This is a genomic window from Streptomyces sp. NPDC026575, from assembly GCF_055567415.1.
The window spans coordinates 221,221-233,488 of record NZ_JBVHQM010000013.1; the positions used below are offsets into that span (position 1 = coordinate 221,221).

Sequence of the window (12,268 nt, forward strand, 5' to 3'; positions counted from 1 at the left end):
CGTGGACACCGAACGCACCGAGCACACCGAACGCGCCGAAGGGACCGCGGAGTTCCGCCTGCCCCGGTCGCAGCAGGCGAACGAGCGGCTGCACGCCCTGATCCCCGGGGGCGCGCACACCTACGCCAAGGGGGACGACCAGTACCCCGAGGATCTGGCCCCGGTCATCAGCCACGGCCGCGGTGCCCACGTATGGGACGTCGACGGCAACCGCTACATCGAGTACGGCTCCGGTCTGCGGTCGGTCAGCCTCGGCCACGCCCATCCCCGCGTGCTGGAGGCGGTACGGCGCGAACTCGACCGCGGCGGCAACTTCGTCCGCCCGTCGATCGTGGAGGTCCAGGCCGCGGAGCGCTTCCTGGCCACGGTGCCGACCGCCGAGATGGTGAAGTTCGCGAAGAACGGCTCCGACGCCACCACCGCCGCGGTGCGGCTCGCCCGCGCCGTCACCGGGCGCCCGCGGGTGGCCGTCTGCGCCGACCATCCGTTCTTCTCCGTCGACGACTGGTTCATCGGCACCACGCCGATGTCGGCCGGCATTCCGGCGGCGACCACCGACCTCACCGTGGCCTTCCCCTACGGCGACCTGGCCGCCACGGAGGAGCTGCTCACCCGGCACCAGGGCGAGGTCGCCTGCCTGATCCTCGAACCGGCCACCCACACCGAGCCTCCCGCCGGCTACCTCACCGGCCTGCGCGAACTGGCCGACCGGCACGGCTGTGTACTGATCTTCGACGAGATGATCACCGGCCTGCGCTGGTCCGAGGCGGGCGCCCAGGGCCTGTACGGCGTCGTCCCCGACCTCTCCACGTTCGGCAAGGCGCTGGGCAACGGGTTCGCCGTCTCCGCGCTCGCCGGGCGCCGCGAGCTGATGGAACGGGGCGGGCTGCGCCACTCCGACGACCGGGTGTTCCTGCTGTCCACCACGCACGGCGCGGAAACGCACTCGCTGGCGGCCGCGATGGCCGTGCAGACCACCTACGTCGAGGAGGGCGTCACCGCGCGGCTGCACGCGCTCGGCGAGCGGCTGGCCGCCGGTGTCCGGGACGCCGCGGCGAGCATGGGCATCGGCGACCACGTCGTCGTCCGGGGCCGGGCCAGCAACCTGGTCTTCGCCACCCTCGACGAGACCGGGCAGCCGTCGCAGCAGTACCGCACCCTGTTCCTGCGCCGGCTCCTCGCGGGCGGGGTGCTGGCCCCGTCGTTCGTGGTGAGCAGCGCGCTCGGCGACGCCGACATCGATCACACCGTCGACGTGGTCGCCGAGGCATGTGCGGTGTACCGGAAGGCGCTTGACGCCGCCGACCCCACTCCCTGGCTGGCCGGACGACCGGTGAAGCCGGTGTTCCGCCGCTTGGCGTGAAGGCATGTGACGTGACGTGCCGTCAGGGGCGCTCCCGCCGGCCGACGCCGGCCATTCCGTCGGCCATCCGGTCGACCAGCCACGCGGTCGCCGGTACCACCACCAGCGCGGTGCACCAGCCGCCGAGGGCGTCGGTCGGATAGTGCGCGCCCAGGGCGACCTGCGCCCATCCCATGGCGGCGCCGGCAACCAGCGCCGCGGCGAGCACGAGTGAGGTGCCGGCCGCCCTGCCGAGGCCGAGCCGGCCGGTCGCGAGCAGGGCCATCACGAGGGCGAACGCGGTGAAGAAGGCGGTATGCCCGCTCGGGTAGGACAGGTTGTCGTCGCCGTGGATGGTGCGTCCCACCAGGTGCTTGAGCAGCGTCCCCGTCCCCACGGTGATCCCGACCCCGGCAACGACGAACGCCGCGGCGCGAGGACACCGAAGCAGCAGGCAGCCCGCGACGGCGGCCGCGATCAGCGTCACCGACCCGGCGGGCTCTCCCAGGAAGTCCAGGGCCAGAGCGACGTACCGCCACGGCGGCCGCACGCTGTCCGCCGTCGGCAGGACGATCCACCTGTCCACCGCGCCAGGCTCACGGTGGCCGGCATACCGGACCCCGAGCGCGACCACCACCAACGAGGCGAGGGCCGCAATCCGCCCGAGCCACGCGCGCAGCGAGGCGGGCAGCGCCGCGGGCGCCGTTCGGCCTTGGCCGACCTCCAGGCCCGCTCCGGCCGGTCGATCCAACGCGAGCCCCCCGTCGTGTCCGACCCACCCTCAGCGACCACAACCGCCCCGCGGCCACTCGCTCAAGGCAAAGGCAGGGAGATCTCTCTCCCTGCCACTACCAAGCTATAGCGCACTGGGGGGCTTGCGGCAAGGCCCGGGTCACGGCGCAGAATCATCGACCGAAGCCACAACCTGCGGAAATGAGGGCACGACGTGCGTGTGATGTTGTCGATGTATGGGGGACGCGGTCACGTCGAACCAGTGGTGGGACTGACAGGGCGGCTGCGGGCGCTCGGGGCGGAGGCAGCGCAGTGAACGAGCGGTACGCGTATGTGGTGGATCTTCAAGAGGTCGACGAGACCCAGGTCGCCGTCGTCGGCGGCAAGGGTGCGCACCTGGGCGGGCTGTCGCGGATCGAGGGCATCCGCGTACCGGACGGCTTTTGCGTGACGACGGACGCCTTCCGGCGGATCTTGGCGGAGGCGCCGTCGATCGACGATCGGCTCGACCGGCTGTCGCGCGTGGACCCGGACGACCGGGAGGCGATCGGCACGCTCAGCGCGGAGATCCGCCGGACCATCGAAGGGATTGCCCTCCCGGGCGATCTCGCGGCGTCCCTCACCCGCGCGCTCGCCCGGCTCGGCGAGCAGGCCGCCTACGCCGTCCGATCCAGCGCGACGGCGGAGGACCTGCCGACGGCCTCCTTCGCCGGCCAGCAGGACACCTACCTGAACGTCGTGGGGCCGACGGCGATCCTCCAGCACATCAGCCGGTGCTGGGCCTCGCTGTTCACCGAGCGGGCCGTGACCTACCGCCGGCAGAACGGCATCGACCACCGTACGGTGCACATGGCCGTGGTCGTGCAGCGGATGGTCGTCCCGCATGCGGCCGGGATCCTGTTCACGGCCGACCCCGTCACGGGCAACCGGACGGTCGCCACCGTGGACGCCGGCTTCGGCCTCGGCGAGGCCCTGGTCTCCGGCCTGGTGAACCCGGACGTCTTCAAGGTGCGAGACGGCGAGATCGTCGCCAAGGCGATCGCCGCCAAGCAGCGCGCCGTGCACGCCCTGGCGGCCGGCGGTACGCAGGAAGTGGCGATCGACTCGCAGCGGCAGGAGCAGCCGGCGCTGACGGATGCGCAGGTCGTGGAGCTCGTGCAGCTCGGGCGGCGGATCGAGGCGCACTTCGGGCGCCCGCAGGACATCGAATGGTGCCTGGCCGATGACGGCTTCCAGATCGTGCAGAGCCGTCCGATCACCACGCTGTTCCCCCTCCCCGAGGCCGACGACCAGGACAACCACGTCTATGTCTCCGTCGGCCATGGGCAGATGATGACCGACCCCATGAAGCCCCTGGGGTACTCCATGTGGCAGCTGACGGCCATGGTGGCGATGCACGAGGCCGGCGGGAGGCTGTTCGTCGACGTCACCCGGCGCCTGGCGTCGCCCGCGAGCCGCGCCGGTCTCCTGGACGTCGTGGGCCGGGGCGATCCGCTGATCAGGGACGCGCTGGAGACCGTCCTCGACCGCGGGGACTTCGTCCCGTCGCTCCCGGACACGGGTCCCGGCGGGCCGCCGGTCGGCGGTGCGTCCGCCGCCCCGATCGAGACCGATCCGGCCATCGTCACCGAGCTGATCGAGCGCAGCCGGGCGTCGATCGCCGCCCTGGAGCGCGACATCCGGACGAAGACCGGACCGGCGCTGTTCGACTTCCTGCTGGAGGCATTCGAGGAGCACAAGCGGGTCCTCAGTGATCCGCTGAGCATGCAGGTGATCATGGCGGGGATGGAGGCCACATGGTGGCTCAACGACAAGCTGCAGGAGTGGCTGGGCGAGAAGAACGCGGCTGACACGCTCACGCTGTCCGCCCCCGACAACGTCACGTCGGAGATGGGGCTGGCGCTGCTCGATGTCGCGGACGTGATCCGCCCGCATCCGGAAGTGGTGGCGTTCCTCCAGGACGTCGAGGACGAGGGCTTCCTGGACGAACTGGCGAAGCTCGCGGGCGGGATCCAGGCCCGCGACGCCATCGAGGTCTACCTCGACCGGTACGGCATGCGCTGCGTCGGCGAGATCGACATCACGCGGCCGCGTTGGCGCGAGCGCCCCACCACGCTTGTGCCCGTCATCCTCGACAACGTCAGGAACTTTGAACCGGGCGCCGCGGCACGGCACTTCGAGCAAGGACGGCAGAAGGCGCAGCAGAAGGAACAGGACGTGCTGTCCCGCCTGCGTGCCCTGCCGGACGGGGACCGGAAGGCCGACGAGGCCAAGCGGATGATCGACCGGGTCCGAACCTTCATCGGGTACCGGGAGTACCCGAAGTACGGCATCGTCAGCCGCTACTTCGTCTACAAGCAGGCCCTGCTGGAGGAGGCCGAGCGCCTCGTGCGGGCAGGTGTGCTTCCCGAGAAGGAGGACGTCTTCTACCTCACGTTCCAGGAGTTCCACGACGCCGTGCGCTCGCACGAGGTGGACGACCGGCTCATCCAGCAGCGCAAGGACGCGTTCCGCTCGTACCACGCGCTCACACCGCCCCGCGTGCTCACCTCGGACGGTGAGGCCCTGACCGGGGCGTATCGGCGCGACGACGTACCGGCCGGCGCCCTGGTCGGCCTACCGGTTTCCGCCGGGACCGTCGAGGGACGGGCCCGCGTCATCCTCGACATGGCGGAGGCCGATCTCGAAGCGGGCGACATCCTGGTCACGACCTTCACGGACCCCAGCTGGTCGCCGCTGTTCGTCGGAATCAAGGGCCTGGTGACGGAGGTGGGCGGGCTGATGACCCATGGCGCGGTGATCGCCCGCGAGTACGGCTTGCCGGCCGTCGTGGGCGTGGAGCAGGCCACCCGGCTGATCCGGGACGGGCAACGGATCCGGGTGCACGGAACGGACGGGTACGTCGAGATCCTTTCCTGACCGACCACTCGGACGAGAACGCCACTGACACCGTGGCGGACCCGCACGGCGGTCGTCTCCGTGGTCACCCGAGGGCGCTCCAGAGCGCGCAGTGGTGGCGGAGCCGCGCCGTGCGGGAGACCACGCCTACATGCCGGCCACCGGGGGCCGCGGCCCAGCGGGCTTGCCGCGCGGGACGTCGAGGACGATGTCGGCGGCGCGGGCGAGGACCGGGGCGCGGGTGCGGCCAGGGTGGTCGGCGGCGAGGAAGTGGCTGCCGATGGCCGTGCAGAAGGCGAGCAGGGCACGGGCCTCGACCTCTTCGGGGTCGGCGCAGAAGGTACCGATCGCGTCGCGCGCCAACTGAATGCGCTTGTTGTCCACGCGGCGCAGGCGGTCGGCGACGGCGTCATCGCGGCGGGCCCATTCGCGGATGGCCAGGTCGATGGGGAGCAGGCGGTCGCTGGAGAAGGTGAGCTGCCCGGCCAGGCGGACCTTGTCCCGGGCGTCGCCGCCCTCCCGCTCGACCCGGTCGATGACGTCGTCGACGCTCTCGCGCTCCCAGGTGTCCAGCATCTCGGCCAGCAGTGCGTCGCGGTCGGCGAAGTACCCGTAGAAGCCGCCCTTGGTCACCCCCAGCGCCTTGGCGAGCGCCTCGACCCGCACCGTGTCCACCCCGCCCGCTGCCAGCGCCTCCAGCCCCGCCTCGACCCACTTCTCGCGCGGTGTACGCAATGCGCCCATCTGTGCCTCACCTCAACCCTGCCGAACCTGTTGTACGGAGCCGTATAACGCCCTAGGCTCGCGTTGTACGGCATCGTATAACCCGGGAGAGGACACCTCATGTCATTCGGTTTCGTTGCCTTCCACTACCCCGCCCCCGAGCACCTGGAGGAGTTCGTTCGCGACTGCCACCGGGTCGCCGAGGCGGCGCGGCGCCAACCCGGCTTCCTGTCCGTCGGGGTCTGGGTCACCCCGGACGGCAGCGCCGTCGTCACCACCGGCGCGTACGAGTCCGAGGAGGCGTTCTCGGCGGCGGCCGACGTCGGCCGCGAGATGGGCGCGACACCCGACGGCCTGAGCGACCTGGAGGTCAGGCCCCGCGAGGTCCACTTCCTCGTGTCGCGCTAGAAGGCCGACAGGGCGGCCGGGCAGGCGAGTTCCGCCAACCGCTGCGCCCCCCGGAACGGACCAGAGCGCAGGAACGTGGTGCCCAGGCCGTCTGGGCGGAACCGGGCCGGCCGGGGCCTACCGGCTCACGCCGCGGGGAGCTCCGCCCACCGTGTGATACCGCCCGCATGGGCCCGCGTGCCGCACTCGGCCGCCAGGGCGGTGACGATGCCGAGCCCGCGGCCGCGCTCACCCGAGCAGGGCTCGGCTACCCGCCGCCCGCACGCCGCCGCCGGCCCCGCGTCGGTGACCTCGACCCGCAGCGCGTTGCGCCCGTCGACGGCCAGTGACAGCCGCAGCACCGCCGGCGGCAGGGCGTGCACGACCGCGTTGGTGATCAGCTCCGAGATCACCAGGAGCGCGTCCTCGGCGAGGTCCGGGGCCAGGTTCCAGTCCGCCAGGACCGTACGCGCCCGCCGGCGTACGACCGAGACGGCCTCGGGGATGTGCGGCAGCGGAAGGACGTGTTCCACCGCCTCCCGAACCACCGCATCAAGCTGTGCCGTCATGCTGCCTCCTCCGAGGCCCCTACCGGCTGGACGCCGGGCTTGAGAGGGACGCTATGAGGAACGGTGGAGGCGGTCAATGAACACCGGTCGGCATTACCGAACGCCAGCCCGCGGAGGCCATCGACACCGGAAGATGCCGACCGCGGGACTACGATTGCCTCATGGCCGGCCCGGTCCAGTCGATCGAACGGGCGGCGGCGATCCTGCGTCTGCTCGCCAGCGGGCCCCGTCGGCTCGGGCTGGGTGAGGTGGCCGCGTCGCTCGGACTGGCGAAGGGCACCACCCACGGCATTCTGCGCACCCTGCAGAACCTCGACTTCGTCGAGCAGGACCCGGCGACCGGGAAGTACCAGCTCGGAGCGGCGCTGCTGCACTTGGGCACCAGCTACCTCGACGTGAACGAGCTGCGGTCCCGGTCCATCAACTGGGCCGACGCCCTGGCCGCCCGCAGCGGGGAGGCGGTCCGCCTGGGCGCGCCCCTGGAGGGCCAGGTGCTCATCGTCCACCACGTCTTCCGCCCCGACGACACCCTCCAGACCCTGGACGTGGGGGCCCTGCTGCCCCTGCACGCCTCCTCGCTCGGCAAGGTGCTGCTGGCTTTCGGCAGTGTGCCCCTGGAGCCGGCCGCGGAGGCCGGGCTGGAGGCGTACACCCGGCACACCCTGGTCGCCCCGGAGCGCCTCGCCCAGGCGCTCGCCGAGGTCCGGGAGCAGGGGTGGGCCGCCGAAGTACAAGAGATGATCACGGACGAGGCCGGTATCGCCGCGCCGATACGGGGCCACGGCGGCATCGTGGTGGGCGCCATCGGCATCTCCGGCACGGTCGAGCGGATCTGCGACTCCAAAGGGGTGCCGCAGCCGGCCCTGGTGACCCAGGTCCGCCACGCGGCACGGGCGATCTCCCGAGATCTGGGAGCCGCCCGCTGGTGAGCCCCGCCGCCCTTGTGCACCGTAACGGAAGGCTGATCATGGTTGAGCGGTATGTGATGTCCATCGATCAGGGCACCACCTCCACCCGGTGCATCCTGTTCGACCACCAGGGGCGGCTGGTGTCGGTCGCCCAGCGGGAGCACCAGCAGCACTTCCCCCAGCCCGGGTGGGTCGAGCACGACGCCGTCGAGATCTGGCACACCCTCCAGCGCGTGGTGCCGCAGGCGCTCTCCGACGCCGATGTCGCCCCCGGTGAGGTCGCCGCCATCGGGATCGCCAACCAGCGCGAGACGACCGTGCTGTGGGACCGCCGTACGGGCACCCCGCTGGGCCGGGCGATCGTCTGGCAGGACACCCGTACGGCCCCGCTGGTCGAGGAGCTCAGAAGCCGGCCCGGGGACGAGTTCTTCCTCCGGCGCTGCTGTCTGCCCCCTTCCACGTACTTCTCCGCCCCCCGGATCCGCTGGCTGTTCGACCACGTCGACGGGCTGCGGCAGCGCGCCGAGGACGGCGAGGTGCTGTTCGGCACGATGGAGAGCTGGCTGATCTGGAACCTCACCGGCGGGCCGGCCGGCGGTATGCACCTGACCGACGTCACCAACGCCAGCCGCACCATGCTCATGAACATCAGCACCCTCGACTGGGACACGGAGCTGCTGGAGTTCTTCGGCGTCCCCCGCCCGATGCTCCCGGAGATCCGCTCCTCGGCCGAGACCTACGGCGCCGCCCGTGCCGTCCTCCCGGGCGTGCGGATCACCGCGGCACTCGGTGACCAGCAGGCTGCGCTGTTCGGGCAGACCTGCTTCGCCCCGGGCGAGGCGAAGTGCACCTACGGAACCGGCAGTTTCCTGCTGCTCAACACCGGCACCGACCTCGTACGGTCCCGGCACGGGCTGCTCACCACCGTCGCCTACAAGATCGAGGACCAGCCCGCGGTCTACGCCCTCGAAGGCCCGATCGCCGTCACCGGGGCACTGGTCCAGTGGTTCCGCGACCGGCTGGGGCTGATCAGCACCGCCCCCGAGATCGAGACCCTCGCACGCGCCGTCGAGGACAACGGCGGCTGCTATATCGTCCCGGCGTTCTCCGGCCTGTACGCGCCGCACTGGCGCAGCGACGCCCGCGGCGTCATCGTCGGCCTCACCTCGTACATCACCAAGGAGCATCTGGCCCGGGCCGTGCTGGAGGCCACCGGCTGGCAGACCCGGGAGGTGGTCGACGCCATGAACGCCGACTCCTCGCTCGCCCTCAAGGTGCTGAAGGTGGACGGCGGCATGACGTCCGACAACCTGCTCATGCAGTTCCTGGCCGATGTGCTCGACGTGCCCGTGGTGCGCCCCATGGCCGTCGAGACGGTCTCCTTGGGCGCCGCCTACGCCGCCGGGCTCGCCGCCGGCTACTGGCCCGACCTGGAAGTCCTGCGCCGCAACTGGCACCGGGCCGCCCAGTGGCTGCCGGACATGGACCCCCGGCGGCGGCAGTCGGAGTACGAGAACTGGCAGCGGGCGGTCGAGCGGTCACTCGGCTGGATCGCGCCGCCGAACTCGCCCTGACGGCTCGTCTCCTTGGCGCGGGGCGCGATCCGAGCAGCGGCTCAGTTCGTGAGCCGCCCGGGAACGCCCGGGCGGGGTCGGTGCCCAGCACCACGGGCCCCGCCTCGGCCTGGACGACCATCAGGCTGATCGAATGGGCCAGCACATCGTGCATGTCCCGGGCGATCTGGGCGCGTTCGCGTTCGGCGGCGCGCTCCTCGTCCACCTGGCGATCGCGTTCGAGGCGGGCGGCGCATTCGGCCAGCGCGGCCGCCTCGGCACGGGAGCCGGCGGAGGCCCGGCCGAGCGCGTACGCGGCGACGTACAGGACGACGCCGCGCGTCGCGGTGTCCGGCGAACCGACCGAGGCGAGGCCGCCCGCGCGGATCGCCAGGAAGACCGGGATCCGCACCCGGGGTGGGGAGACGGACGCCATCCCGTGCAACGCGATGAGGACTCCGTACCACAGCGGCTGCGGAGCGAGCGGGGCGGCGGAAACACCGGCACGAAGAGGATCAACGCGGCGAGGAACGCGAGGTGACCGGTCGTCCAGGCCGGGCCGGGTCCGCGCTCGCCGTCCAGGCCGTCCAGGAAGCGGCAGCCCGCGTAGACGGTGACGAGGAGTGGCGCCGCGGTGAAGGCGATGGTTTGGGTCATGGCGTGATCCTCGCCGCGGCGGCTCCCCTCGGCATCGCCGACATGACCCATCTCCACCGTCCCCCGCAAGAGGGAGAAGAGCGGCTTCCGGAGCCGCCGCTGCCTGCGGGCTCGAAGCCGTCGAGCGAACCGCTCCGGCAAGGTCGGCGCTGCGTTTGCCAGTCACCATGACCGGCAGGAGACTGTTGCTAACAGCGTGGCCCTGCCGCTGGAAACGGAGCTGGTCGACGTCGATGCTTCCCTCGCTGCTGCCGCACCGGCGCAGCCGACGATGCGCATCCGCGGTGCTTCTTGAGACCTTCCGCAAAGGGCGTGGACCGCCGTTCCTCTCGTGTAGGAGGTACCCATGAGCAGGACCCGCCGCCTCAACTGCATCATCCCCCCGCACCTTCTCCATCAGCTCTTGGAAAGTGACGAACACGAGGTGCGCCAGGCTGCCTTGGACACCCTGCTGGCCACCTCTCGGTTGCGGGGTGAGCGGGCGGTCCGGGCGTCCTTCACCGGCGCCGCCGCCCCTGGCAACGGCCGGCGGACCATCTTCGACTGCCGAAAGGGCCGGTTTCTCCCCCTCGCTGTTCTCGCCCAGTCGGAGGAGGGGCCGGCGTCCGCGGATGAGTCGGTCGGCCGAGCGTTCGACGGACTCGGCGCGACACGCGATTTCTACGGCGAGGTATTCCAGCGTCATTCGCTCGACGGCGGCGGGATGCGCCTGGACGGGTACGTCCACTTCGACGTGAACTACAACAACGCGTTCTGGGACGGACGACAGATGGTGTTCGGCGACGGGGACGGAAGGATTTTCACCGACTTCACCAGATCCCTCGACGTGATCGCCCACGAGTTGACCCACGGAGTAACCGAGTTCACCGCCGGGCTCGCCTATCACCATCAGCCCGGGGCGCTGAACGAGTCCATCTCCGATGTCTTCGGGTCGCTGGTCAAGCAGTGGTCGCTGAAGCAGTCGGCCGAGACAGCGGACTGGCTGATCGGATCCGAGGTGTTCACCCCGACCATCGAAGCCGATGCCCTGCGTTCGATGAAGGCCCCGGGGCAGGCGTACGACAACGCCCTGTTCGGCAAGGACCCCCAACCCGACCACATGAGCGGATTCGTCAACCTGCCGGACACCGAGCGAGGGGACAACGGCGGGGTGCACATCAACTCCGGCATTCCCAACAGGGCCTTCTATCTGACGGCGATGCGCATCGGCGGATTCGCGTGGGAGGCTCCCGGACTCATCTGGTACGAGTCCCTCAAGGCTTCCAGCGTCGAGACGACGTTCCAGGATTTCGCGGACACCACCTACCAGAAGGCCGAGGAACTGTACCGGGCCGGCAGCGCCGAACAGTTGGCCGTGCTGGCGGCATGGCAGGAGGTGGGCATCCAGATCAGCGGGGTCCCGGCCGGGGTCGCCCGGGCGCGGAGCCTGGCGGCAACGCGGGACGGTGGCGTCGGTCGGGAGGACGGCCTGGCAGCCTTGACCCGGCAGATCGGGGCGCTGACCGCCCAGGTGACGGGGCTGGCCAAGGACATGACCGCGCTGAAGGACAAGTGACCGTCAGCGACTGACCGTCAGAGGTTGACCGTCAGAGGTTGATGCGGGCCGGCCCTCGGACGATCGCAACGGCAGGGAACGTCGGGCGATCGGCCGGGAGGTGGTGCACGGTGAAGGTGACGCTGGCCAGACACGGCGGGCAGGCGGCGGCGATCCTCCGCGGCCTCCCGCCCAAGGTGCTGGACACCGATGCCCTGCCCGAGAACGCCGCCGCCGAGCTGACGCAGCTGGTGGCGGCGGCCGTCCCGGCGGCCGCGCCGGACCGGCCGAGCCGCGCCAGGGACGCGATGAGCTATACGGTCACGGTCGAGGACGGTGGCCGCTCGACCGTTCTCACCCAGTCGGACACCACGATGTCCCCGGCCTTCGCGGCCTTGCTCAGTTGGCTGGAGAAGCACTTCGCGCAGCAGTGACGCGCGAAGGCGCCCGCACCGCGCGGAGGTCGGGCGCATCGTCGCCGTCGCGGCCTGCGGAACCTTCGCGGAAGCCGCCCGCGCCGACGGCTGCGAGTTCCACCCCCTGCCTGTGACACGACGCTGACGGGTGCCTCCGGACACGAAACGGGGCGCCCCGGATGCACGTTCAGACGTCCCGGTGCCGCGCGCCGCATCCTCGTGCCGGCCCGACGGGGAGTCACGGGGAGAGCCTCAAGACCCCCTACCAGGCACGCTCCTGATGGCATATCAGATCCATGGGTTTTACCTGCCACCCTCTTTCACTGCCATGTGAAGTGTGAAATTGTACCGTCACGCTTTCCGCGAGCATGACAGCTCCGAGAGTGCGCAATCCCCGTGCCATCACGGTCCGCACCCCCACCGCCGTGCCCCTCGCACGGCTGCCGACCGGCCTGGAGGCCATCGCTATGCGTAGACCCCCCACCTTCAAGAAGCTCGCCCAACTGCTGATACCGACCGTGGCCGCCGCCGGCCTGGGGCTCACCATGC

Annotated in this window: 12 protein-coding genes; 9 read left to right on the forward strand and 3 right to left on the reverse strand. The window is 71.0% G+C overall.

Features of this window, described 5'->3' with window-relative positions; translation table 11 throughout:
* Position 1 precedes the first annotated feature (1 nt).
* Positions 2-1,363 (forward strand): glutamate-1-semialdehyde 2,1-aminomutase, encoded by a 1,362-nt coding sequence (locus tag ACZ4NB_RS20200; RefSeq protein ID WP_467663291.1) that lies wholly within the window; start codon positions 2-4, stop codon positions 1,361-1,363.
* Between the two features lie 22 nt (positions 1,364-1,385).
* Here ACZ4NB_RS20200 and ACZ4NB_RS20205 read toward each other — a convergent pair whose 3' ends face one another.
* A complete protein-coding gene (locus ACZ4NB_RS20205) occupies positions 1,386-2,069 on the reverse strand; it encodes a phosphatase PAP2 family protein (RefSeq protein WP_467663341.1) in 684 nt (227 codons plus the stop codon).
* 317 nt (positions 2,070-2,386) lie between these two features.
* Between ACZ4NB_RS20205 and rph the strand changes: the two genes are divergently transcribed.
* The gene (rph, locus tag ACZ4NB_RS20210) at positions 2,387-4,993 is read left to right on the forward strand and encodes a rifamycin-inactivating phosphotransferase (RefSeq protein ID WP_467663293.1); all 2,607 of its coding nucleotides are present in this window, start codon (positions 2,387-2,389) and stop codon (positions 4,991-4,993) included.
* A 126-nt stretch (positions 4,994-5,119) separates the two neighbouring features.
* On the opposite strand, the gene ACZ4NB_RS20215 is transcribed toward rph, so the two are convergent.
* Positions 5,120-5,716, reverse strand: coding sequence for a TetR/AcrR family transcriptional regulator (locus ACZ4NB_RS20215; RefSeq protein ID WP_467663295.1), 597 nt, complete (start codon positions 5,714-5,716; stop codon positions 5,120-5,122).
* Between the two features lie 99 nt (positions 5,717-5,815).
* Between ACZ4NB_RS20215 and ACZ4NB_RS20220 the strand changes: the two genes are divergently transcribed.
* A complete protein-coding gene (locus ACZ4NB_RS20220; RefSeq protein WP_467663297.1) occupies positions 5,816-6,103 on the forward strand; it encodes a putative quinol monooxygenase in 288 nt (95 codons plus the stop codon).
* Positions 6,104-6,228: 125 nt separating this feature from the next.
* Here ACZ4NB_RS20220 and ACZ4NB_RS20225 read toward each other — a convergent pair whose 3' ends face one another.
* On the reverse strand, positions 6,229-6,651 hold the full coding sequence (locus ACZ4NB_RS20225; RefSeq protein ID WP_467663299.1) for an ATP-binding protein: 423 nt from the start codon (positions 6,649-6,651) through the stop codon (positions 6,229-6,231).
* Positions 6,652-6,812: 161 nt separating this feature from the next.
* On the opposite strand from ACZ4NB_RS20225, the gene ACZ4NB_RS20230 reads away from it, so the two are divergent.
* The 6 genes from ACZ4NB_RS20230 to ACZ4NB_RS20255 all read left to right on the forward strand — a co-directional run.
* On the forward strand, positions 6,813-7,580 hold the full coding sequence (locus ACZ4NB_RS20230; RefSeq protein ID WP_467663301.1) for an IclR family transcriptional regulator: 768 nt from the start codon (positions 6,813-6,815) through the stop codon (positions 7,578-7,580).
* Positions 7,581-7,618: 38 nt separating this feature from the next.
* Complete coding sequence (gene glpK / locus ACZ4NB_RS20235; protein WP_467663303.1) at positions 7,619-9,133, forward strand: glycerol kinase GlpK; 1,515 nt, start codon at positions 7,619-7,621, stop codon at positions 9,131-9,133.
* Positions 9,134-9,266: 133 nt separating this feature from the next.
* On the forward strand, positions 9,267-9,653 hold the full coding sequence (locus tag ACZ4NB_RS20240) for a hypothetical protein (protein ID WP_467663343.1): 387 nt from the start codon (positions 9,267-9,269) through the stop codon (positions 9,651-9,653).
* Positions 9,654-10,115: 462 nt separating this feature from the next.
* On the forward strand, positions 10,116-11,324 hold the full coding sequence (locus tag ACZ4NB_RS20245) for a M4 family metallopeptidase (protein ID WP_467663305.1): 1,209 nt from the start codon (positions 10,116-10,118) through the stop codon (positions 11,322-11,324).
* 110 nt (positions 11,325-11,434) lie between these two features.
* Positions 11,435-11,737: a protealysin inhibitor emfourin gene (locus tag ACZ4NB_RS20250; protein WP_467663307.1), complete on the forward strand. Its 303-nt coding sequence runs from the start codon at positions 11,435-11,437 to the stop codon at positions 11,735-11,737.
* A 350-nt stretch (positions 11,738-12,087) separates the two neighbouring features.
* On the forward strand, positions 12,088-12,268 hold a 181-nt coding region (locus ACZ4NB_RS20255; protein WP_467663309.1), incomplete at its 3' end, for a hypothetical protein.

Bases quoted from the DNA above. Each gene is read 5' to 3' on its own strand.
- glpK (WP_467663303.1), top strand. From the start codon at position 7,619: ATGGTTGAGCGGTATGTGATGTCCATCGATCAGGGCACCACCTCCACC.
- ACZ4NB_RS20230 (WP_467663301.1), top strand. From the start codon at position 6,813: ATGGCCGGCCCGGTCCAGTCGATCGAACGGGCGGCGGCGATCCTGCGT.
- ACZ4NB_RS20225 (WP_467663299.1), bottom strand. From the start codon at position 6,651: ATGACGGCACAGCTTGATGCGGTGGTTCGGGAGGCGGTGGAACACGTC.
- ACZ4NB_RS20215 (WP_467663295.1), bottom strand. From the start codon at position 5,716: ATGGGCGCATTGCGTACACCGCGCGAGAAGTGGGTCGAGGCGGGGCTG.
- ACZ4NB_RS20220 (WP_467663297.1), top strand. From the start codon at position 5,816: ATGTCATTCGGTTTCGTTGCCTTCCACTACCCCGCCCCCGAGCACCTG.
- ACZ4NB_RS20240 (WP_467663343.1), top strand. From the start codon at position 9,267: ATGGGCCAGCACATCGTGCATGTCCCGGGCGATCTGGGCGCGTTCGCG.
- ACZ4NB_RS20245 (WP_467663305.1), top strand. From the start codon at position 10,116: ATGAGCAGGACCCGCCGCCTCAACTGCATCATCCCCCCGCACCTTCTC.